The following is a 22,819-nucleotide window of genomic DNA, read 5'->3' as shown; positions in this document are numbered from 1 at the left end:
CTCCACCGACCTGCTGAAGCGGGCCTCCGACATGCGGAGCTATCTTTGACGATGCGCACGATCCCGGGGAACTGGCGCAGCTCGAACTGAAGGTCGCCGCACCGGACTTCTGGAACAACCAGGCCGAGGCGCAGAAGACGCTGCAACGGCAGCGGCGCCTGGCGCAGGACATCGAGCTGCGCGACAGCCTCACCAAGAAGATCGACGACATCGGCGTGCTGCTCGAGTGGGCGCAGTCGGGCGAAGATGTCGTGGCCGATCTCGCCAGGGCGCTCGACGCGCTCGAGGCGCAGGTGGACGCCGCCGAAACCAAGAAGATGCTGAGCGGCGAGCACGACCTCGCCAACGCCATCATCACCATTCATCCGGGCGCGGGCGGCACCGAGTCGCAGGACTGGGCCGAGATGCTGCTCCGCATGTACCTGAAGTGGGCGGAGCGGAAGGGCTTCAAGCGCGAGATCCTGGATTATCAGCCGGGCGAGGAAGCCGGCCTCAAGAGTGTCACCTACACGCTCAGCGGCGAGTATGCCTTCGGCCTGATGGCGGCCGAGGCCGGCGTGCACCGGCTGGTCCGCATTTCACCGTTCGACCAGGCCGCCCGCCGGCACACGTCGTTCGCGTCGGTCTACGTCTGGCCGGAATTCGACGACGAGATCGAGATCGACATTCCCGACAAGGAACTCCGTATCGACACGTTCCGATCCAGCGGCGCCGGCGGCCAGCACGTCAACGTGACCGATTCCGCCGTCCGCCTGACGCACCTGCCGACCGGCATCGTCATCTCCTGCCAGAACGAGCGGTCCCAGCACAAGAACCGCGACGTGGCGATGAAGGTGTTGAAGGCGCGGCTGTACGACCTGAAGCAGAAGGAGCAGCAGGACAAGCTGTCGCAGATCGGCGGCACCAAGAAGGAGATTGCCTTCGGCAGCCAGATCCGCAGCTACGTGCTGCAGCCGTATCAGATGATCAAGGACCACCGGACCAAGTATCAGGAGGGGCAGGTGGACAAGGTGTTGAACGGCGACCTCGACGCGTTCATCAAGACCTATTTGATGCAGAAGGCGTCGGGTACCCTGGGCCAGCCGTCGACTGGGGACGACGACGAGTAGGGGCCTGGCGGAGCCGCGCCACGATCGCGGCTACTGGCGGGAGGGCTGGGTGCCCGAGATGAATGCCTCGGTGATCGCGCGGGCATTGGCGTCGCCGGTGGCTTCGCCGGTGTCGCGGTCCACCGTCATGAACACGATGTTGCCGGGCGGGTCGAACGTCGGCGGGTGTTGGCGGTCGGCGTAGAGATCGAGATAGTCCTTCATGAAATCGATCCACATCGGCAACGCCGCCGTGGTGCCGGTTTCGTTGCCGCCAATCGGCTTCTTTTCGTCGTGGCCCATCCACACGCCCACGGTGACGTTGGGATCGAAACCGACGAACCAGGCGTCGGTGTTGTCGTCGACGGTGCCGGTCTTGCCGGCGAGCGGCCAGTTGAGCGACTGGGCCGAGGCGGCGGTGCCGCGCTGCACCACGCCCTGGAGCAGGTTGGTCATGACGTAGGCGGTGTCGGCGCGGATGGCGTCTTTCGGCTGCGGGCGGCGTTCCTCGAGCAGCGCGCCCTCGCGGTCGGTGATCGCCTGGGCCAGGTACGGCTCCATGCGGATGCCGTGATTCGGGAAGGCCGAGAAGGCGCTGGTGAGCTCCATCAGCGTCACTTCCTGGGCGCCGAGGGCCATCGACAGGAACGGGCGGAACTCTTGCGCGAAGCCGAACTTCTTGGCGTACGACGCCACCTGGCCCGGCCCCAGCATGTCGATGACCTTGACCGCGGGGATGTTGCGTGACTGTTCGAGCGCATGCCGCAGGGTCATCGTTCCCTGGAACTTGCGATCGTAATTGCGCGGCCGGTACGGCGGCTGGCCGGCGCCGGCGTCGAAGGCGGTCGGTTCGTCCACGAGGATGGTCGTGGGCGTCAGGCCGCGGTCGATGGCCGCCGTGTACAGGATGGGCTTCACCGTCGAGCCCATCTGGCGATACGCCTGGGTCGCGCGATTGAACTTGCTGCGGCCGAAGCTGTAGCCGCCGACCATCGCCAGCACCTGGCCGGTGTGGTTGTCGATCGCGACCAGCGCGCCTTCCAGCAGCGGCGTCTGCTCCAGCGTCACCACCGCCGTGGTGTCGTCCACCTTCGTCAGCTCGACGTCAATCAGGTCGCCGGCCTTGACCAGCTCCGCGGGCGACGTGCGGCGCGTCCATTGGATGCCGGCTTTGGTCAGCTCGCCGTGGAGTGGACCGATGCGCAACAGGGCGCTGGTGCTGTTTACCGAGCGCACGACGGCGGGGACGATGTCGCCGGCGGACATGCGCTGGGCCCAGCGATCGTGCTTGAAGTTGTCCACCGTCCGGCCTTCGGCGATGACGTTGCGCCGCGGCTTGCGGAACCCGCGGCGCTTGTCGACGCGGCGGAGGCCGCGGTCCACCGCGTGGTTGGCCGCCTGCTGCAGCCGCAGGTCGAGCGCGGTGCGCACCGTAAGGCCGCTCTCATACAGGGCCTTGGCGCCGTAGCTGGCTTCCAGGTACTTGCGCACTTCTTCGAGGAAATACGGCGCCTGGCTGGTCTCGGCCGCCGGGTCACCGGCCACGACAATGGGCTTCTGCTTGGCGGCATCAGCGAGGGCCGTGGTGATGAAGCCTTCCTCGGCCATGCGGTCGAGGGCGTAGTTGCGGCGGCGCCGGGTCGCTTCCGGGTTCACGAACGGGCTTTGCCGGACGTTGCCCTGGATGATCCCGGCGATGGTCGCGGCCTCTTCGAGGGCCAGCGCCCTGGCCGGCTTCCTGAAGTAGAGCTGAGAGGCCGCCTCGACGCCGTAGGCGCCGTGACCGAAGTAGATCTGGTTGCAGTACATCGTGAAGATTTCCGGCTTCGTGTACCGCTTCTCGATCTGGACGGCGACGAGCGACTCCTTGACCTTGCGCTCCCACGATCGGTCGCCCGTCGTGAAGCCGATGTTGGACGCGAACAGGTTGCGCGCCAGTTGCTGGGTGAGGGTGCTGCCGCCCGGCGCCCGGCCGCGCGAGATGACGTCGCGGACCAGCGCGAGCATCATGCGCGAAATGCTGAGGCCGGCGTGGTCGAAGAAGCTGCCGTCCTCGGCCGCGAGGATCGCCTGGCGCAGGTTTTCGGGGATGTCGTTGTAGTGGATGACCACCCGGCGCTCGACGGCGAATTCGCCGACGACCTGGTCGTTCTTGCCGAGCACGCGGGTGATGGTGTTCGGGGCGTAGTCGTCCAGCGCGCTCACTTCCGGCAGGTCACCGGAATAGGCGAACAGCACGCCGCTCAGGGTGCCGAGCAGGGCCGCCGCCACGAACAGCGCAGCGATACCGGCGTGGCGGGCGTAGCGAATGGCGAGTGTCATGACCTGGATGCGAATTGGGACCCGCCGGCGCATCGCAGGTCGCTAAATCCCAGTATACCCGTCGGTTCCGCGGCCATGGGCCGGCGGCAGCCGCGGAACTGGTTGACAGCAATGCACTCACATTTCATACTAAGACCATGAGCAAAATCATTGGCATCGATCTCGGCACCACCAATTCCGTCGTGGCAGTGATGGAGGGCGATCAGCCCACCGTCATTCAGAACGCGGAAGGCAGCCGGATCACCCCGTCGGTCGTCGCGTTCAGCAAGGCCGGCGAACGGCTCGTCGGCCAGGTCGCCAAGCGCCAGGCCGTGACGAATCCCGAGAACACCATCTTCTCGATCAAGCGCTTCATGGGCCGCCGCTTCGACGAAGTGAACGAAGAAATGAAGATGGTGCCCTACCGCGTGGAGCGCGCCGGCAACGGCGACGTGCGCGTCAAGGCGCAGGAGCAGGACCTGGCACCGCCGCAGCTGTCGGCGATGATCCTGCAGAAACTCAAGCAGGCCGCGGAAGACTACCTGGGCCAGCCGGTCACCAAGGCGGTGATCACGGTGCCCGCCTACTTCAACGACGCTCAGCGGCAGGCCACCAAGGAGGCCGGTCAGATCGCCGGTCTCGAGGTCATGCGCATCGTCAACGAGCCGACGGCCGCCGCGCTCGCCTACGGCCTCGACAAGAAGAAGGACGAAACCATCGCCGTCTACGACTTCGGCGGCGGCACCTTCGACATCTCGATCCTCGAAGTGGGTGAGGGCGTCGTCGAGGTGAAGTCCACCAACGGCGACACCCACCTGGGCGGCGACAACCTCGATCAGCGTGTGATCGAGTGGATCATCGACGAGTTCCGCAAGAGCGACGGCATCGACCTCGGCAAGGACCGCATGGCGCTGCAGCGTCTGCGCGAGGCCGCCGAGAAGGCCAAGATGGAACTGTCCTCGGTGATGGAGACGGAGATCAACCTGCCGTTCATCACCGCGGATGCGAGCGGGCCGAAGCACCTCGCCATGAAGCTGTCGCGGGCGAAGTTCGAGTCGCTGGTCGAGGAGCTGTTGCAGAAGACCGTCGGCCCGACCAAGACCGCGCTGACCGATGCCGGCATCGATCCCTCGAAGATCGACGAAGTCGTGCTGGTGGGCGGCTCCACGCGCATTCCGCGCGTCCAGGCGATCGTCAAGGAGATCTTCGGCAAGGAACCGCACAAGGGCGTCAATCCGGACGAAGTGGTCGCCATCGGCGCCGCTATCCAGGCGGGCGTGCTCGCCGGCGAGGTCAAGGATCTGCTGCTGCTCGACGTGACGCCGCTGTCGCTGGGCATCGAGACCATGGGTGGGGTGATGACCCCGCTGATCCAGCGCAACACGACGATTCCCACGCGCAAGAGCGAGGTGTTCTCGACCGCCTCCGACAGCCAGACCAGCGTGGAAGTGCACGTGGTGCAGGGCGAGCGCCCGCTGGCGCGCGACAACCGCACGCTCGGCCGGTTCCACTTGGTGGGCCTGCCGCCGGCGCCCCGCGGCGTGCCGCAAATCGAGGTCACCTTCGACATCGACGCCAACGGCATCGTCAACGTCTCGGCCAAGGACCTCGGCACCCAGAAGGAACAGAAGATCACCATCACTGCCTCGTCCGGCCTCAGCAAGGACGAAGTCGATCGGATGATGCGCGAGGCCGAGGCGCACTCGGATGAAGACAAGAAGCGGCGCGAGGAAATCGAGATTCGCAATCGCGCCGACCAGTCGATCTACACGGCCGAGCGGATGCTGAAGGACGCCGGCGAGAAGATCCCGATCGCCGACAAGAACGCGATCGAGAACGCGATGGCCGAGCTCAAGACGGCGATCGACGCCAACGACACGCCGGGCATGAGCAAGGCGATGGACGTGCTGATGACGTCGCAGCACAAGGCGTCGGAAGCGCTCTACAAGCAGCAGGCGGAGGCGGGTGCGTCGGGTGCGTCCGGTGCATCAGGTGCATCAGGTGCGGGAGGTGCTGGTGCAGCGGAAGGCGGCGCCAAGCCGGACGGCGACGTCATCGACGCTGAAGTGGTGGAAGACGACAAGAAGTAGGGCGTTGGCAGCCAGCAGTTAGAAGGACCCGACGATGGACCTCTACATCGTTCTTGGCATCGAGCGTGGCGCGCCGTCCGGCGATATCAAGAAGGCCTATCGCCGGCTGGCGCGGCGCCTGCACCCGGACATCAACCCGGGTGATCGGGAGGCGGCGGCGCGCTTTCGCCAGGTGCTGGATGCCTACGAGACGCTGATCGATCCGGATCGGCGGCGGCGCTACGACGCCGGCCAGTTGAACGGGATCGCCGAAGACGAGGTGGCGTCGTTCGGGTTTGCCGGGTTCGACTTCTCCAGTCGCGTGCACGCCGAGCGCACGACCACCTTTGGCGAGCTGTTCGAGGAGGTATTTGCGCGCCGCGCCGGCCGCGAGCAGCCGGAAGGCGCCGAGCACGGCGCCGACATCCATGCCCGGACGGCGCTGACCTTCGAAGAAGCGTGGCACGGCGTGCAGCGCGCGGTCACGGTGACGCGGCAAGACACCTGCCGCGCCTGCACGGGCAGCGGATATCAGCGGGTCGCCGAAACGCGGTGCGTGGCCTGCGAGGGCACCGGCGCGGTGCGGTCGGTTCGCGGCCACATGGTGTTCGCCAAGAACTGTCCGACCTGCGGCGGCTCCGGACGGCTGAAACAGGAAGAGTGCCTGCCGTGCCACGCGCAGGGTGTGGAACCCCGAACCGAAACGCTGAACGTGCGGATCCCGGCGGGCGTCGCCGCCGGCGCGCGCGTGCGCATTGGCGGGAAGGGCCATGCCGGGGTTCGTGGCGGACTCCCGGGCGACCTGCTCATCGACGTGGACGTACTCGAGCATCCGGTTTACCGGCGCGAAGGCGACGAATTGCACATGACGGTGCCGCTCGCCATCCACGAGGCGGCGTTGGGCGCCAAAATCGACATTGAGACACCGGACGGGTCGGTTCGGCTGCGGGTGCCGCCGGGTACGCAGTCAGGACAACGCTTCCGCATGCGCGAGCGCGGCGCGGTCGGGCGCAACGGCCGGCGCGGCGACCTGGTGGCAGAAGTGCGCATGCGCCTGCCCAGGGTGCTGGACGAGCGGTCGAAGGAATTGCTCCGGGAATTCGGCCGGATCAACGGCGAAAGCGTCAGGGAGCAATGACCAAGCGACAGGGCAAGGCGTATTTCATGATCAGCGTGGTGGCCCAGCGCTACAACATTCACCCGCAAACCTTGCGGTTGTACGAGCGGGAAGGATTGCTCAAGCCGTCACGCACGGAAGGCAACACGCGGCTCTACTCCGAAGAGGATCTCGAGCAGTTGGAGACGATTCTGTCACTTACCCGAGATTTGGGCGTGAACCTGGCCGGTGTTGAGATCATCCTGAATATGCGCCGCAAGATGGAGCAAATGCAGGGTGAAGTGAACGAGTTCATGGAATACGTGAAGCGTGAACTGGCGCGCGGCATCGACGATTGGGAACAACGGCTGGGCACGGCACTGGTGAAAGCGTCGCCGGCCGATTTGGTGCGCGCCGCGCATCCGGGACCTGATGCGACCGTGAGCAAGAGTGACACGACAAAAAAAAGCAAGGCACCCAGCTAAGGGTTTATCCCCACATGCGTCGGTGGTAAGATTCGCTCGTGGTCAGGAAGTTCGAGTCACTGGCATCCGAATCGGAAACACTGCACGCCTACCTTCGCGAGATTTCCAGCTTCCCGTTGCTCACGCCTGATGACGAGCAACAGCTCGGCCGTCAAATTCAGCAACACGGCGACGAAGACGCGCTGGGCCGGCTGGTGCAGTCGAACTTGCGCTTCGTGGTTCACTACGCGAAACGTTTTCGCCGCCTCGGCGTGCCGCTGCTCGACTTGATCCACGAAGGCAACCTCGGCTTGATCGAGGCCGCGCGCCGGTTCGACCCCGTGCAGTCCGAGACGTTTCAGGCCTCGGCGCTCTGGTGGATCCGTCAGGCGATGATGCACCTGCTGGCGGAGGCGTCGCGCTCGCCGGAGGTGAACTCCGAGAGCCTGACGGCCGCGTCGGTTTCGGGCCGGCAGGTTGATGCGATTCGCGTGGCGATGGAATACGCGCACACCGCGGCCACCGGCGGCGAAGTGCGCGAGCCGGCGACCAGCGACGCCGAAGACCTCGAGATTCACCTGCAGAACGAAGGCCGCAAGCGCCGCAAGGCGCGCAAGTCGGGCAAGGGCCCGCTGAAGTTCGACACCGGCGCCCCGCACGCGCTGCGGCAGCCCAGCGTGCTGCGCAGCTACTTGAACTAGTCGCCATCCGTCAGCCCCAGTTGTCAGCCGAGATCGAGCCCGCCGCCATGGAATGCCCCATCTGCAACGGATCACGCTGGAAGAGCGTGGAAGTCGACGGCATCGAGCGCTTGACGCGCTGCGACTGCTGGCGCGGCGCCGTGGTCGATCGGCTCATGCAGGAAGCGCGCGTGCCGTCCCGCTACGCGCGTTGCGAACTGGCCACCTTTGAACACGACATGAACACGCAGCGCGAGGCGTTTCGCCGCGCGACCAAGTTCGTCGAGGCGTTTCCCGCCGTGGACAAGGGCCTGTTGTTGTTTGGTCCTCACGGCGTCGGCAAGACGCACCTGGCCGTCGGCATCCTGAAGGAAGTCGTGCGCACCAAGGGCGCCCGCGGCTACTTCTTCGAAACCCGCGAGTTGCTGCGGCTGGTGCGCGACACCTACAACCGGTCGGTCGAAGAGACCGAAATGGATGTGCTCGGGCCGGTGCTCAACGCCGACCTGCTGGTGCTGGACGACCTGGGCGCGGAACGCACGTCGGAATGGGTGCAGGAAACACTCGGCCTGGTGGTGAACACGCGCTACAACGCGCGGCGGCCGACCATCTTCACCAGCAACCTGGTCGATTCTCCCGACAACACCGACCCGCAGGGCTTCATCTTCCAGCTCGGCGCGCGCACGCGCTCGCGCCTCGTCGAGATGTGCGACTGGGTGGAAATCCAGGGCGCCGACGTGCGTGAAGTCGGCCCGCACGCCTCAGCGGAAAAGATCGCGGAGTGGCAGAAGAACTCGCCCGCCTCGCCGCAGAACGCGCGCCGCTCGTCGAACCTGCCCCCCAAGACCAAGGGCATGGCACGCGCGCGTCTCAAGGATTCGGGGACCCAGTTCGAGCTGAATTGGTCCGGGGGCAAAGCCGGAAGCAAGTAGTGCCAATCGGGATCTACCTCCACATTCCGTTCTGCGCCGCCATCTGCAACTACTGCAACTTCAATCGAGGCCTGCACGACGAGGGCCTGCGCCGCCGCTACGTTGACGCGCTGATCGCCGACATCCGCGGCAGCGCGGCGCCCGGCGTGGCGGCCGACACCATCTTTTTTGGCGGCGGCACCCCGTCGTTGCTCGAGCCGGCCGAGGTCGCCGCGATCATCGCCGCGTGCCGCGACAGCTTTGCCGTGGCGGACGACTGCGAGATCACCCTCGAAGCCAACCCCGAGTCGTCCACTGCCGCCATGCTCGACGGCATTCGCGCCGCCGGCGTCAACCGCCTGAGCTTCGGCGTGCAGTCGTTTCACGATGCCGAGCTCGCGCGGCTGGGCCGCCTGCATACCGCCGACACCGCCCGCGGCGTGGTCCGGCTGGCGCGCGCCGCCGGCTTCGACAACGTCAGCCTCGACCTGATGATGTGGCTCCCGGGCCAGCGCCCGTCCGACTGGCTGGCATCGGTGGACGCGCTCATCGACGTGGGCCCCGACCATGCGTCCCTTTACCTGCTCGAGATTTATCCCAACGCGCCGCTGAAAGAGGCGATGGCGCGCAGCGGATGGTCGGTGGCCCCGGATGACGACGCGGCGGACATGTACATGGATGGCCTGGGCCGCCTGGACCGCGCCGGCTATGACCAGTACGAGATCTCGAACGTGGCCCGCCCGGCCGCGCGCCGGTCGCGCCATAATCTGAAATACTGGCAGCAAGGGCAGTGGCTTGGCTTTGGCTGCGGGGCGCATGCGACCTACGCTGGTGAGCGCTGGCGGACCCTGAGCTCGACGACGGAGTACGTCGAGCGCATCGGGTCGGGCGCCGATGTGCGCCTCGATCGGAGGACCCTGGAACCGCAGGAACGCCTCGAAGAAGCGCTGTTCATGGGCCTGCGGCTGGCCGATGGCCTGGACCTCCCGCGCATGCGGGTACAGCATGACGTTGATATTTGGGCACGATACGGGCAAGACTTAGCAGCGTTCATCGGGGCGGGGCTGCTGGTGCATGAGCCGGACCGGCGCCTGGCCCTGACGAGGGCTGGCATGCTTCTAGCTAACGAAGTGATGTCGGTGTTCATCGGACGTCCAGTACGGTAAAGTAGCGAACTTTCGTTTGAAGGAGGCTGTTCAATGCTTCGAGGATTGCGGGTCTTTGTGTCGGGAATTGCGCTGGCGACGTTCACGCTGGCTGGGGCGGGCGTGGCGGCGGCTCAGGAGCCGGCGGCTCCGGCCAAACCGGTCCTGACACTCGACGGCGATGCTGCCGTCATCACGTTTCTCATCAAACCCGATAAGACGGCGGACTTTGAGGGTGTGGTTGCCAAGCTGAAGGAATCGCTCGGCAAGAGTGACAAGGCCGAGCGCAAGCAGCAGCTGGCCGGCTTGAAGTTCTTCAAGTCCCCTCAGGCTGTGAACAACAGCGCGGTTTACGTGCTGATGGTTGATCCGGTGATCAAGGACCAGGAATACGACATCACCCGGCTCATCGCCGAAGTGTTCCCGGTCGAGGTCCAGGAGGTGTTCCAGAAGTACAAGGACGCTTTCGCCGGTCGCGCCATCACCATCCTGAACAAGGTTCAGTAGGCCCATTCCGACAATTCAGCGGGCCCTGGAGTCAACGCACTCCAGGGCCTGCCCCCTACCTGTCGCGGTATGCTGGTTCCTGTGACCGCCGCGCTCGCCCTCATCGTGCTGCTGGCCCAGGCCGTGGCGCCCACTCCGCAAGCGACCGTTCCGCCCGCCGCGACGCCGCCGTCGCCGGATCCGGCCACGTCCGCTTTCGTTGGGGAAGCCGGCCTGATCCTCGTGGCGATCAAGCCAGCGGCGACCGCCGACTACGAGCTGGTGATTCAGACGCTGCAGGCCGCGCTCGCCAAAGACGCGGATGCCTCGCGTAAGGCCGCCACCAAGGGCTGGCGTGTGTTCAAGGCGGCGGCGGCCGACACCAAGGGCAATGTCCTCTACATCCACGTGATGTTGCCGGCGGTGCCGGGCTTCGACTACCGGCCGTCGTTGCTGGTTGACGCCCTGGTCCAGGACCTCGCGCCGGAGATGCTGAGCAAGTACCAGGACGCGTTCGCCGCGCCGCCGTCAAAGCTCGACCTGACCGAACTCGCGAACATGGCGGTGGCGCCCATCGCCCCTCCCGAAGTCAAGAAACCCGGCGGCCGCTAACCCGCGCGTCAGAAGGCGATGTTCGCGCCGGCGTAGAAGCGCTGGTAGGTCGAATAGAGGGGCTCGCCGCGCAACTGGAACACTCGGTAGTCCAGCCTGAGCCGCACAGGACCCAGCACGCGAATCTTGACCCCGCCACCCACGTTGACCCCGAAGTGGGTTTCCTGGCGCGTGCCGAGGTTCTCGCGATAGCCGCTGCCCCCGGCGGTGGCGTAGAACTGGGTGCCCTTCACCTCGACCGGCGTCTGGACAAACACGTTGCCCGAATAGGTCTTGAGCCCCGGCAGCGCGTCCAGCGTGTCTTCACCGAGGTCGCTGAATTCCACCTCGAACCCGACCACCAGCAGTGACAAGCCGCCGCTGAATCCCTTGACCGTGTGCCGTGCCGGTGTCGGCGAGAGACCGAGAAACGCCGTGATGTCGGCGTGGGCCGGGCGAACGCTGCCGGCCAGGAACAGGATGGTCAGGGCAATCACGGGTGCGAGCGTGGTCCGTCGGGTCTTAAATGTCATTCCGCCTCCGATGCTATGATCCCACGACTCCCTTGCAAGAGCCACGCCGCTGCAAAGGGCATGAAATTCGCAATAGTCGAGGTCAATCTCGAAAGACTGTCCCGAGGAGGTTACAGATGGTTCCCCAACGCTGGATCGCGCGCGTGGCCCTTGTGCTGGCGCTACCCATTAGTCTGCAAGCCGACACCCTGATCCTGCGCGATGGCTCTCGCGTGCAGGGCGAGCTCATCTCGTTCCGCAACGGCACCATCGAATTCGAAGAGCGGCGCGGCTACAACTCTGGCCGCACCTTGCGCTTCGACCGCGACGAAGTGGTCCGGATCGAATTCGAGAACAGCCGCACCAGCACCAGCGGCTTGTCGACCAGCTTCGACCGGCCGTCCGGCATGCGCGAAAAGCAAGTTATCGTGTCAGCCGACGTGGCGTGGAATGACACCGGCATTGATGTTCGCCAGGGACAGACCGTCTACTTCGAGGCCCAGGGCCAGGTGCGCTGGGGCCGCGACCGCCGCGATGGTCCCGCCGGCGAGCGCAACTCGCCGCCCAACCCGGGCCGCCCCATGGGCAACCGCAACGCCGCCGCGCTGATCGGCAAGATCGGCACTGACTCGGGCGACCTGTTCTTCATCGGTGACGAAACCGGTGCGGTACGCCTCCGCGGCAGCGGCCGCCTCTACCTGGGCATCAACGACGACGTGCTGACGGACAACTCGGGGAATTTCCGGGTCGTCGTTTACTACTAGTCCGGCTAAAGCCGGACTCTACATCGACGAAGCCGGGTGCTACAGCTGTAGCATCCGGCTTTAGCCGGATTTCTCCTCCGGCTTTAGCCGGATATCACCCCGCCAGCTATAATCGAGCCAATGGATTTCCGCCTCAGCGACGAGCAGCACCTGCTCCGCAAGTCTGTCCGCGAATTCGCCGAAACCGAGATGCGCCCCCACATCATGGAGTGGGACAACGCGCAGCACTTCCCGCATGAACTGCTGCCCAAGCTCGCCGAGCTGGGGCTGATGGGGATTCAGTTTCCCGAGGCCGCCGGCGGCGCCGGCATGAGCGGTGTGGATTACTGCATCTGCATCGAAGAACTGGCGCGCGTCGACCCGAGCGTGGCGTTGTCGGTGGCCGCGCATAACGGATTGGGCGCGGCGCACATCTCGATGTTCGGCACCGAGGCGCAGAAGCAAAAGTACCTGATTCCGCTCGCCAAGGGTGAGACGCTGGCGGCGTGGGGACTGACCGAGCCCGGCTCGGGGAGCGACGCCGCGGCGATGCGCACCGTCGCGGTTCGCGACGGCGATCACTACGTCCTGAACGGCTCCAAGGCGTTCATCACGCACGGCACCTCGGCGCACACGATGGTCGTGATGGCGGTGACCGACAAGGCGAAGGGCCCCAAGGGCATCTCCGCCTTCATCGTCGAACGCGGCGCCCCTGGACTGCTGGCCGGCAAGAAGGAAGACAAGCTCGGCATGCGCGCCAGCGAGACGGCCGAGGTGATTTTTCAGAACTGCCGGATTCCGGCGTCGCAGCTGATGGGCGAGGAAGGCCAGGGCTTCATCCAGACCTTGCAGGTGCTCGATGCCGGCCGCATCGGCATTGCCGCGTTGTCGGTGGGCCTGGCCCAGGGCGCCTATGAGGCAAGCGTGAGCTACACCGCCCAGCGCAAGCAGTTCGGCCGCGCCATTGGCACCTTCCCGTCCATCGCGGAGCGCCTCTCGGAACACGCCTCACGGGTGGAAGCGGCGCGCCTGCTGACCTATCGCGCCGCCTGGCTCAAGGACCAGGGCCGCCGCATGACGCTCGAGTCGGCCATGGCCAAGTTGTATGCCAGCGAGGCCGCCGTGCGCGCCTCGGAAGACTGCGTACAACTGCACGGCGGCTACGGCTTCGTGAAGGACTATCCGGCGGAGAAATTCTTCCGCGACGTCAAGCTGCTGACGATCGGCGAGGGCACCAGCGAGGTGCAGCGCCTCGTGATTGCCCGCCAGTTGTTGGCTGCCTGACGGCCACCGATTAACATCGATTAGACACCGACGACAGAGATGCCCCTGACACTTGCCGAGCGTGTGCGGTCCGGCGACGTGCGGGCGATCGCCCGCGCCATCTCGTTGATCGAGGACGAGGCCGCGAGCGCGGCCGGCCTGGTTCGCGACATCTTCCCGCATACCGGCCGCACCTACCTCGTCGGGGTGACCGGGCCCCCGGGCGCCGGCAAGAGCACGCTGGTCGATCGGCTCACCACCGAGACGCGCGCCGCCGGCGAGACCGTCGGCGTGATCTGCGTGGATCCGACCAGTCCCTTCACCGGCGGCGCCATCCTCGGCGATCGGCTGCGCATGCAGGCCCACGCCCAGGACGACCAGGTGTTCATTCGCAGCATGGCGACGCGCGGGCACATGGGCGGCCTGGCGCGGGCCACCAGCGATGCGGCGCTCGTGCTCGACGCCGCCGGCAAGTCCCTCGTCATCATCGAAACCGTCGGCGTCGGCCAGGACGAAGTGGACATTGTCCGCACCGCCGACGTCTCGATCGTCGTGCTGGTGCCCGGCACCGGCGACGACGTGCAGGCGCTCAAGGCCGGGATCATGGAGATTGCCGACATCTTCGTGGTGAACAAGTGCGACCGCGAAGGCGCCGACCGCATGGTGACGTCGATCGAGTCGAACCTCGCGCTCCAGGCCTACGGCGAGGGCGAATGGCGGCCGCCGATCGTGAAGACCGAGGCCACCACCGGCCGCGGCGTGGCCGAGTTGTGGGCCACGGTGCGGCAGTTCCGCGCCCACTCCGAGCATGCGGTGTCCGGCTCCCCGGCCAATGTGGCGTCCGGCTTCCTGACCGCCGAAGCCTCGGCGAAGGCGGTTAGCCGGACCAACCGGCTCCGCCGTCTCAAGGCGAGGAACGAGTTCCGGCTGCGGGATCTGCTGACCCATCGCTTCATGGAGATGGTGGAGCAAGAGCTGCTGGGCCCGGGGGAGTTCGAGGCGCTGGTGGCTCGCATTGCGGCGAGGGAGGTGGACCCCTACACCGCCGCGTCGGATATCCTGTTACGGGCCCTCAGGCCCAAGCCGTGATGAAAGCCGTCCTCGATCACCTTGGGATCGCCGTGAGCGACCTGCCGGCGTCCCTCGCGTTCTTCCGCGACACGCTGGGCCTGCACGTGGAGACCAGCGAAGAGATTGCCTCGCAGAAGGTCCGCGCGCATTTCCTTTCCGTTGGGCAGTCGAGGCTGGAGTTGCTCGAGGCCACGGCCGCCGAGTCGCCGATCGCGAAGTACCTGGAAAAGCGCGGCCCTGGCCTCCATCACGTGGCGCTCCGCGTGGACGACATTGAGGCGGCACTTGCGCACCTGAAGGCGCGCGGCATCCGCCTGATCGACGAGCGGCCCCGGTCCGGTGCGGAAGGCGCGCTGGTCGCGTTCATCCATCCCTCCGCGGCGCACGGCGTGCTGGTGGAGCTCAAGCAGCCGGCGCCCCGCGTGCCCCTGTTCCACACCGTCGGCCGCCACACGCTCGGCAGCCTCGAGCTGATCTCGTTGTCGGACGGCTTCTTCCGGCTCGACGGCGGCGCCATGTTCGGCGTGGTCCCGCGCACGTTGTGGGAGAAGCGGCTGCCCCCGGACGACGCCAACCGCATCCCGCTGGGCATGCGCCCGCTGATTGTCCGTGGCGAAAAGACCATGCTGATCGACGCCGGGTGCGGGGACAAGATGGACGCCAAGAGCGCCGCCATCTACGGACTGGACCGCCGCTATCACCTCGATCACGCGCTGGCTGAAGCCGGGCTGACGCCCGACGACATTGACATCGTGCTCGCCAGTCACCTGCACTTCGATCACGTCGGCGGCTTCACGGCCCTGGCGAAAGACGGGACCATCGTGCCGCGCTTTCCCAAGGCCAAATACGTCGCGACCCGCGCGGAATGGGAAGACGCCACGCACCCGCACGAGCGGAACCGGGCGAGCTACCTGCAGGAGAACTTCGTCCCGCTGAAAGACGCCGGCGTCGTCACGCTGGTGGACGATGGGGCGGAGATCATGCCGGGTGTGACCTACCGAAAGTCGGGAGGGCACACGCCGAATCACCAGGTCGTGATGATCGAGTCGGGCGGGCGAACGGCGGTGTTCACCGCCGACATGTATCCGACCACGGTGCACATTCCCGATCCCTGGCTCATGGGCTACGACCTGTATCCCATGGATACGCTGGCCTTCAAGCGGGCCTTCGCTCGAGAGGCCATCGCGCGTGACTACCTGCTGTTCTTCGAGCACGAGCCCTCGATGGCGGCCGGTTACCTCCGCGAGAAGGACGGGAAGCGTTTCGTGGAGCGCGTGATTTGACAGGAGATACGTAATGTCGGCGCGGATTGGAATCATCGGCGGCAGCGGCCTGTACGACATGGCCGAGCTCACCGATCGCGAAGAGAGAGTCGTGACGACGCCGTTCGGCGACCCGTCCGGGCCGTACGTGCTGGCGACGTTACGGGGCAAGCGCGTGGCGTTCCTGTCTCGGCATGGCGCCGGCCACCGGCTGACGCCGACCGAGCTGAACTATCGTGCCAACATCTTCGGCATGAAGCTGCTCGGGGTCGAGTGGATCGTGTCGGCGAGCGCGGTCGGCAGCCTGCAGGAACAGTATCGGCCGATGGACCTCGTGTTCCCCGATCAGTTCATCGATCGGACGCGCGGGCGCATCAGCACGTTCTTCGGCGGCGGCGTGGTGGCCCACGTCGGCTTCGCGCATCCGCTGAGCCACCACCTGTCATCGCTGGCCGCCGGCTGCGCGGCCGAAGCGGGCGCCACGGCCCACCGTGGCGGCACCTACGTGTGCATGGAAGGGCCGCAGTTTTCCACGCTGGCGGAATCACGGCTGTACCGCGCGTGGGGCGGCGACATCATCGGCATGACCAACCTGCAGGAGGCGAAGCTCGCGCGTGAAGCCGAAATCGCCTACTCGACCATGGCGCTGGTGACCGACTACGACTGCTGGCACGAGGATCACGACACGGTGACCGTGGAGATGATCATCAACAACCTGACCCAGAACGCGAAGATGGCGCAGCAGGTGATCGCGAAAGTGGTGGAGCGGCTGGAGGTTGACCATCGCGACCCCGCGCACAGCGCCCTGGCCACCGCCATCATCACGCACGCCGGCGCCATTCCAGAGAAGACCCGGCGCGATCTTGCGCCCATCATCGGCAAGTACATCAAATGAAACTCATCGTCACTGGTTCGATCGCGTTCGACTACCTGATGTCGTTCCCCGGCAAGTTCACCGAGCACTTCCTGCCGGAGCACATGCACCGGGTGTCGCTCAGCTTCCTGGTCGATACGATGGACAAGCGGCGCGGCGGCTGCGGCCCGAACATCGCCTACACGCTGGCGCTGCTGGGCGAGCGGCCGTTCCTGATGGCCACGGCCGGGCAGGACGTTGGCGACTACAAGGCCTGGATGGAAGGCGCCAACATCGACACCTCGCTCCTCAAGATCGTGGACGGCAAGTTCTGCGCGTCGTTCTTCTGCAGCACGGACGATTCGGCCAACCAGATCGCGTCGTTCTACACCGGCGCGATGGCGAATGCCGGTGAGCTGTCATTCCGGACGCTGCCGGACCTGGGCAACGCGCTGGTGATCATCTCGCCGAACGACCCCGGCGCCATGGTCCAGTACGCCGAGGAATGCGCGGCCATGGGCCTGAAGTACATCTGGGACCCGGGCCAGCAGTGCGCGCGCATGGAAGGCGACCAGCTCGCCGACGGCGTCACCGGGGCGTTCATGGTGATCTGCAACGACTACGAGTTCGAATTGATCCGCCAGAAGACCGGGATGGGGGAGGCCGAGATCCTGAAGCACGTGCCGCTGCTGGTCGTGACCCACGGCGAAAAGGGCTCCGCGATCCACACCCGCGACGGTGTCGTGCAGGTGCCGGCGGTCACGCCGCACCGCATCGAGGACCCGACCGGTGTGGGCGACGCCTTCCGCGGCGGCTTCATGAAGGGGTTGGCGATGGGGGCCTCGTACACGGTGTGCGCGCAGCTGGGCAGCGTCGCCGCCACCTATGCACTGGAACACCTGGGCGGCACCTCCCATGCGTATACTTGGGACGAATTCTCGGCCCGTTACGAACAGCACTTCGGCAAACTGCAGGCATAACATCATGATTCGCACAGTCATCATCGCAGCAGGCACGACCCTCGCCCTCACCGTGGGCGCGGTGGCCCTCAACGGCCAGACCCCGCAGAAGTCCACCAACGATGGCGTCTACACGGTGGCGCAGGCCGGGCGCGGCAAGGAGGCGTTCGACAGCAAGTGCACCACCTGCCACGAGCCGGCGCGGTTTGCCGGCGACACCTTCCTCGACGCCTGGAGCGGCAAGCCGCTGAAGGACGTGTGGGACATCGCCAGCGGCACGATGCCGGAAGACAATCCGGGCAGCCTCAAGCCGCAGGAGTATGGCGACATCCTGGCCTACTTCCTCCAGCTCAATGCGTTCCCCACCGGCGAGGGGGAGTTGCCGGGCAACGCCGGCGCGATGGCCAACATCAAGGTCGAGAAGCCGAAGAAATGATCCGCCTTCGCGCCTGCGGCGCTTCGGCGGGACTGGCCGTCTGCGCCGTGCTCCTGGTAACAGCCTCGTCGCTCGCGATGAACGGCCAGGGCCAGAAATCGGTACAGGCCGGGGTGTACACGGCCGCCCAGGCCGACCGCGGGCAGGTCTTGTTTCGCAGCAAGTGCGCCAGCTGCCACGCACCGAATCGCTTTACCGACGACCTGTTCTACACGAGCTTTGCGGGTAAGCCGATGTGGGAGATGTTCGACGTGATCAGCGACACGATGCCGGAAGAGGCCCCCGGCAGCATGAAGCCGGAAGAGTACGTCGACGTGATGGCCTACCTCTTGAAGCTCAATAACTTTCCCACGGGCGAATTGGATCTGCCGGTCGGGAAAGAGGCGTTGAGCGCGATCAAGATGGAAAAGCCGCAGCGTTAGGACGACACCCCGGCCGCGACCTTGGCCCGGGCCGCCGCCGTGATGCGCGAGTACTTCGCCTGCATCAACAACCACTCCGTCTGCAGCAGGCGAACCTGCGCGTCGTTCAGTTCGGCCGACGTGATCACGCCGTTCTCGTACGACACCTGCGCAATCGACACGCTCTCGCGGGCCAGTTCCAGCGCCTTTTCCTGGGTCGCCACCACTTCAGCAGATGATTCCAGCGCGGTCCACGCCGACTCCAGTTCGAGTCGCGCGTTGTCGGTGGCGTAGCGGAGGCCGTGTTCGACCTGGCGCATCTGTGACTGGGCGATGCCGCGGCGGGCGGCGGCGCCCGGCGCCGAGAACAGCGGCACGTTGAGACTCAGGCCGAACGCGTAGCTCTGGTTGTCGCGCGACAGGAAGTTGTTCAGCGAGTCCTGCTGATACTGCATGTTGCCGGTGAACGACAGGCTCGGCTTCCATTCACTTTGCGCCAGGTTCGACGCGTACTCCGCGGCCTGCCGCCGCGCCGCGTACGCCTGGAGGTCCGGGCGCTTGGGGAGTTCCTCGTCGAGCTGCGCGCGGGCGTGGCCGGCCACCGGCTCGTCCAGCGAACCCTCGAGTTCGAGGCGCTGCGTCTGCGGCATCGACAGCACGCCGCGTAGCGCCTGGATCGACGTGTCAACCTGCGCCCGGGCCTGGATCCGCCGGGCCTTGGCGTTGGCCAGCTCGACCTCGGCCTGCAGCACGTCGAGCCGGGCCACGGTGCCGGATTCGAAGCGCGCCTTGGCCAGCTCGAGCTGCCGTTCGGTCAGCCGGACCTGTTCGTCGGCCACCGCCACGCCGCGCTTGTTCATCAGCGCGGCATAGAAGCTTTCGACCACCCGGTATTCAATCTCCTGCCGGGTCCGATCCAGGTCCAGCTTCGACGCGTCGAGCGACGAAGTGGTGATGCCGTAAGCGTGGTTCAGGCGGCCGCCGGTGTAGATCGGCTAGTTGATGTACAGCTGCATGGCGTTCTCGCGGCTGAAGGCGGCCTGGAACGTCTGCTCCTCTGGGCCGAAGACGCCGGCCGGAATGCGAATCACCGGGAAGCGCTGCGAGGGCAGGTAGGTGTAGCCGAGATTGACCTGCGGCAGGAAGCTGGTCTTCGCTTCCTGCACGCGGGCCTGGGTCTCGACGACCTTCTCCTGCGCCACCTTCAATCCTTCGTTGGCCGACAGCGCGCGCTCGAGGGCCTGGTTGAAGGTCAGGGTCACCACGTCGCTCGGTCGCGCCGGCGCCGTCGAGGCGCCGGCGGTTTGCGCAAACGCGCTGGTGGTGGACAACAGCCAGCCCATGAGCGCGACGATCAGCACCACGCCGGCGACGCGCACGGCCGGCGGCACGCCGGCCGACGGCTGCGCCCGCCAAGCGGCGACCCGCTCGGCGGCGCGCGCCAGCAGAAGGTAGGCCACCGGCACGACCACCAGCGTCAGCAGCGTGGAGGTGATCAGGCCGCCGATGGTGGCAATCGAGATGGGCGAGCGGAAGTCACTGCCTTCGCCCTGGCCCATGGCCGACGGCAACATGCCGAGGATCATCGCGATGGTCGTCATCAGGATCGGCCGCAGGCGGATCGGGCCGGCCTTGAGCAGCGCCTCGCGCACGCCCATGCCTTCGCCGACGTATTGGTTCGTGAGGTCCACGAGCAGGATCGCGTTTTTGGTGACCAGTCCCATCAGCATGACCACCCCGATCATGGCCGGCATGCCCAGGTTCTTCCCGGTCAGCAGGATGGCGAGCAGCGCCCCGACCAGGGCGAGCGGCAGCGAGATCATGATCAGGAACGGTTCGAGGAACGATTCGAATTGTGACGCCAGCACGATGTAGATGAAGGCGGTCGCCAGCAGCAGCGCCAGGCCCATGGCCGCCGCCGATTCCTGCATCAGCTCGACGTCGCCGGAGAAACCCCATTCGAAGTTAGGGGGCAGCGTGACGCCCGCCATCACCTTGGCGACGTCGGCGGTCACCTCGCCCAGCGATCGGTCGGCCAGCTCGATGTTGATCTTCGCCTGCCGCCGGCGGCCTTCGCGCTCGATCGCCGCGGGGCCCACTTCGGGCTCCAGCCGGACGATGTCACGCGTGCGCACCACCGCGCCGTTGGGCGAGTAGAGCGGCGTCCGCGCGATCGACTCGAAGTCGTTGCGGAACTCGGGCGCCAGCCGCACGCGGATGTCGTATTCCTTGTCGTGCTCGCGCAGGCGGGTCGGCACCACGCCCTCCACCATGCCGCGCAGCTGCATGGCCACCGAGCCGACGTCGAAGCCGAGGTCGGCGGCCAGCTCGCGGTTGACCTTGCCGACCATCTCCGGCTGGCCCGACTCGAGGGTGCTGTCGACGTCCACGGCGCCGGGCACCGCCTTCACCTTCGCGACCACTTCGTCATTCAACCGCAGCAGCTCGGCGATGTCGTCGCCGCGCACGAACACGCTGAGCGGCGCCTGGGTGGGCGCGCCCTGCATCATCTCCGGATCCGCGACCGTCATCTTGAGCAGCGGGATGGTGGTGAGCCGCTGGCGCATGTCGTCCTTGAGCGCGGCCAGGCCGCGTTCCCGCTCGTGCTTCTTGCCGGCCTTCACCCGCAGGTTGGCCTTGAGCGTGCTGCCTTCGAAGCCGACCGTCGAGAAAATCTGCCGCACTTCCGGCAGCGCCCTGACGACGTGTTCCACCTGATCGACGTAGGCCACGGTCTGCTCGAACGACGTGCCGGGCGGCGCCTCGACGTTGACCACGAACTCGCCGCGGTCCTCCGCCGGCACGAACTCGGTGCCGATGACGCTGAGCGTGGACATGCTGGCCAGGAACACCACCGTCGCCGTCGCCACGATCTTCCAGGGGTGGTTCATCGCCCAGCCGAGCAGGCGGTGGTAGTGCCGGTCGATGCGGTCGTAGAAGCCGCCGACCCGCTCCAGGAAGCGGCCGAACCGCGTGCGCGTGCGTTCCTCCAGCGGGATGAACCGCACGAACCGCGACGACAGCATCGGGTCGAGCGTGAACGCGACCAGCAGCGAGATCGACACCGCGAACGCAATCGTCAGGGCGAACGACTTGAAGAACTGCCCGACGATGCCGGTCATGAAGCCGACCGGGAGGAACACCGCCAGGATCGTGAACGTGGTGGCCATCACGGCCAGGCCGATCTCGGAGGTGCCGCGGCGGGCGGCAGTCACCGGGTCTTCCCCCATTTCCATGTGGCGATAGATGTTCTCGCGCACCACCACCGCATCGTCGATCAGGATGCCGATGACCAGCGATAGCGCCATCAACGTCATCATGTTGATGGTGAAGCCGATCGCATACATGAAGAAGAAGGTCGCAATCACCGAGGTCGGGAGCGCCAGCGCGGTGATCGCGGTGGAGCGCCAGTCGCGCATGAACACGAACACCACGAGCACGGCCATGATGCCGCCGAAGATGATGTGGCCGCGCACGTCGGTCACGTTCTCCATGATCGCTTCGGCGTCGGTGTGCACCGTCTTGATCTGCAGTTGCGGGAAGCTGGTGGCCGCCCTGGCGAGCGCCGCGTCCACCTTGGTCTGCACTTCAACCGTGTTGGCGCCGGACTGCTTGCGGATCGAGAACGACACCGCGTCGGCGCCGTCGAGGCGCGTGGTCGAGGCGCGATCCTCGTAGCCGTCTACCACCGTGCCGACGTCCTTCACGCGGACCGTGGAGCCGCCGACGGAACGCAGGATGACGTCCTCGATTTCAGACGCCGACTGGTACTGACCCTGGGTGCGCAGCGACACGGCCTTGCCGTCACGGCGGACCAGCCCGCCGGGCACGTCCAGGTTGTCGGCCGCCAGCTTCGCCGCGACCTCGGTGAGCGGCAGGTTCAGCGCCTCGAGCCGGCGGGGATCGAGGTTGACCTGCAGCTCGCGCACCTGGCCGCCGTTCACTTCGACGGCGGCGACGCCGTCGATCTGACCGAGCAGCGGCTTGATGTCGTCTTCCACGGTGCGCCGCGTCACGTCGGACGGCTGGGTGGAACCGACCGCGTAGATGGCAATCGGCAGCGCCGCGACGTCGAAACGCTGAATCGTCGGGTCCTTGATTTGCTCGGGCAGCCGCTCGCGGATGGCGGCGACCTTCTCGCGAACCTCGGCGGTGGCCGCCTGCGGGTCCACCTCGAGGCGCAATTCGATGCCGACGCGAGAGAACCCCTCGGTCGAGGTCGAAATCACGCGCTTCACGCCGTTGATGCCGGCGACCGCGTCTTCGATCGGGCGCGTCACCAGCGTTTCCACTTCTTCGGGGCCGGCGCCGGGGTAGACCACCGACACGTTGACGAAGGGGAAGTTCACCTCGGGAAACAGGTCGATGCCGAGGCGCGTCATCGAGACCGCGCCCAGCACCATGAAGCTGACGATGACCATCGTCGCGAAGACGGGCCGCTTAATCGAGGTATCGGAAATCCACATGATCGGTTCTCAACTCTTCAGG

21 protein-coding genes are annotated in these 22,819 nt (G+C 66.2%); 17 read left to right on the top strand and 4 right to left on the bottom strand.

Translation table 11 applies throughout. From position 1 onward, the window contains the following. Window positions 1-31: 31 nt before the first annotated feature. Window positions 32-1,109, top strand: a protein-coding gene (gene prfB, locus WC815_11860) for a peptide chain release factor 2 (GenBank protein MFA5909466.1) whose coding sequence is annotated in 2 segments (ribosomal slippage) — window positions 32-46 and window positions 48-1,109 — 1,077 coding nt in all. Because the reading frame shifts where the segments join, the coding sequence is not laid out codon by codon here. A 30-nt stretch (window positions 1,110-1,139) separates the two neighbouring features. On the opposite strand, the gene WC815_11855 is transcribed toward prfB, so the two are convergent. Beyond that, window positions 1,140-3,410, bottom strand: coding sequence for a PBP1A family penicillin-binding protein (locus WC815_11855; protein MFA5909465.1), 2,271 nt, complete (start codon window positions 3,408-3,410; stop codon window positions 1,140-1,142). A gap of 137 nt (window positions 3,411-3,547) precedes the next feature. Here WC815_11855 and dnaK point away from each other — a divergent pair, with 137 nt between their 5' ends. The 8 genes from dnaK to WC815_11815 all read left to right on the top strand — a co-directional run bounded on the left by dnaK (window position 3,548) and on the right by WC815_11815 (window position 10,852). Next, a complete protein-coding gene (gene dnaK / locus WC815_11850) occupies window positions 3,548-5,479 on the top strand; it encodes a molecular chaperone DnaK (GenBank protein ID MFA5909464.1) in 1,932 nt (643 codons plus the stop codon). 34 nt (window positions 5,480-5,513) lie between these two features. Continuing rightward, window positions 5,514-6,596, top strand: a complete 1,083-nt coding sequence (locus WC815_11845; protein MFA5909463.1) for a DnaJ C-terminal domain-containing protein — start codon at window positions 5,514-5,516, stop codon at window positions 6,594-6,596. Continuing rightward, entirely contained in the window at window positions 6,593-7,039 is a 447-nt protein-coding gene (locus tag WC815_11840; protein MFA5909462.1) for a helix-turn-helix transcriptional regulator, read from the top strand. The genes WC815_11845 and WC815_11840 overlap by 4 nt, the downstream gene beginning before the upstream one ends. A 38-nt stretch (window positions 7,040-7,077) precedes the next feature. Continuing rightward, entirely contained in the window at window positions 7,078-7,719 is a 642-nt protein-coding gene (locus tag WC815_11835) for a sigma-70 family RNA polymerase sigma factor (GenBank protein ID MFA5909461.1), read from the top strand. 20 nt (window positions 7,720-7,739) lie between these two features. Continuing rightward, entirely contained in the window at window positions 7,740-8,630 is an 891-nt protein-coding gene (locus WC815_11830; GenBank protein MFA5909460.1) for an ATP-binding protein, read from the top strand. Continuing rightward, entirely contained in the window at window positions 8,630-9,775 is a 1,146-nt protein-coding gene (hemW, locus tag WC815_11825) for a radical SAM family heme chaperone HemW (protein MFA5909459.1), read from the top strand. The genes WC815_11830 and hemW overlap by 1 nt, the downstream gene beginning before the upstream one ends. A gap of 33 nt (window positions 9,776-9,808) precedes the next feature. Further along, complete coding sequence (locus WC815_11820) at window positions 9,809-10,261, top strand: hypothetical protein (GenBank protein MFA5909458.1); 453 nt, start codon at window positions 9,809-9,811, stop codon at window positions 10,259-10,261. Window positions 10,262-10,342: 81 nt separating this feature from the next. Then, a complete protein-coding gene (locus WC815_11815; GenBank protein MFA5909457.1) occupies window positions 10,343-10,852 on the top strand; it encodes a hypothetical protein in 510 nt (169 codons plus the stop codon). Window positions 10,853-10,860: 8 nt separating this feature from the next. Here the strand turns inward: WC815_11815 and WC815_11810 are convergent, their stop codons facing one another. Beyond that, a complete protein-coding gene (locus tag WC815_11810; protein ID MFA5909456.1) occupies window positions 10,861-11,364 on the bottom strand; it encodes a hypothetical protein in 504 nt (167 codons plus the stop codon). A 116-nt stretch (window positions 11,365-11,480) separates the two neighbouring features. Here WC815_11810 and WC815_11805 point away from each other — a divergent pair, with 116 nt between their 5' ends. The 8 genes from WC815_11805 to WC815_11770 all read left to right on the top strand — a co-directional run bounded on the left by WC815_11805 (window position 11,481) and on the right by WC815_11770 (window position 18,352). Then, window positions 11,481-12,107: a LecA/PA-IL family lectin gene (locus WC815_11805; GenBank protein ID MFA5909455.1), complete on the top strand. Its 627-nt coding sequence runs from the start codon at window positions 11,481-11,483 to the stop codon at window positions 12,105-12,107. A gap of 120 nt (window positions 12,108-12,227) precedes the next feature. Further along, window positions 12,228-13,370, top strand: coding sequence for an acyl-CoA dehydrogenase family protein (locus tag WC815_11800; protein ID MFA5909454.1), 1,143 nt, complete (start codon window positions 12,228-12,230; stop codon window positions 13,368-13,370). Between the two features lie 39 nt (window positions 13,371-13,409). After that, window positions 13,410-14,438, top strand: coding sequence for a methylmalonyl Co-A mutase-associated GTPase MeaB (gene meaB / locus WC815_11795; GenBank protein ID MFA5909453.1), 1,029 nt, complete (start codon window positions 13,410-13,412; stop codon window positions 14,436-14,438). Continuing rightward, a complete protein-coding gene (mce, locus tag WC815_11790; GenBank protein ID MFA5909452.1) occupies window positions 14,438-15,703 on the top strand; it encodes a methylmalonyl-CoA epimerase in 1,266 nt (421 codons plus the stop codon). The genes meaB and mce overlap by 1 nt, the downstream gene beginning before the upstream one ends. A gap of 13 nt (window positions 15,704-15,716) precedes the next feature. Further along, a complete protein-coding gene (gene mtnP, locus WC815_11785) occupies window positions 15,717-16,577 on the top strand; it encodes an S-methyl-5'-thioadenosine phosphorylase (protein ID MFA5909451.1) in 861 nt (286 codons plus the stop codon). Further along, the gene (locus WC815_11780; protein MFA5909450.1) at window positions 16,574-17,515 is read left to right on the top strand and encodes a carbohydrate kinase family protein; all 942 of its coding nucleotides are present in this window, start codon (window positions 16,574-16,576) and stop codon (window positions 17,513-17,515) included. Before mtnP ends, WC815_11780 begins: the two co-directional genes overlap by 4 nt. A gap of 4 nt (window positions 17,516-17,519) precedes the next feature. Next, window positions 17,520-17,930, top strand: a complete 411-nt coding sequence (locus tag WC815_11775) for a cytochrome c (GenBank protein MFA5909449.1) — start codon at window positions 17,520-17,522, stop codon at window positions 17,928-17,930. Beyond that, entirely contained in the window at window positions 17,927-18,352 is a 426-nt protein-coding gene (locus WC815_11770; protein MFA5909448.1) for a cytochrome c, read from the top strand. Before WC815_11775 ends, WC815_11770 begins: the two co-directional genes overlap by 4 nt. On the opposite strand, the gene WC815_11765 is transcribed toward WC815_11770, so the two are convergent. Then, window positions 18,349-19,323, bottom strand: a complete 975-nt coding sequence (locus WC815_11765; protein MFA5909447.1) for a TolC family protein — start codon at window positions 19,321-19,323, stop codon at window positions 18,349-18,351. The genes WC815_11770 and WC815_11765 overlap by 4 nt on opposite strands. A 3-nt stretch (window positions 19,324-19,326) precedes the next feature. Then, window positions 19,327-22,797 carry an efflux RND transporter permease subunit gene (locus WC815_11760; GenBank protein ID MFA5909446.1) on the bottom strand — a complete coding sequence of 1,157 codons (3,471 nt, stop codon included), beginning with the start codon at window positions 22,795-22,797 and terminating at the stop codon, window positions 19,327-19,329. Window positions 22,798-22,819 lie beyond the last annotated feature (22 nt).

Source organism: Vicinamibacterales bacterium (genome assembly GCA_041659285.1).
In the GTDB taxonomy this organism is placed as follows: Bacteria; Acidobacteriota; Vicinamibacteria; order Vicinamibacterales; family UBA2999; genus 12-FULL-67-14b.
The sequence above is the reverse complement of the archived record's forward strand: the minus strand, read 5'-3'. Positions and strand labels throughout refer to the sequence as shown.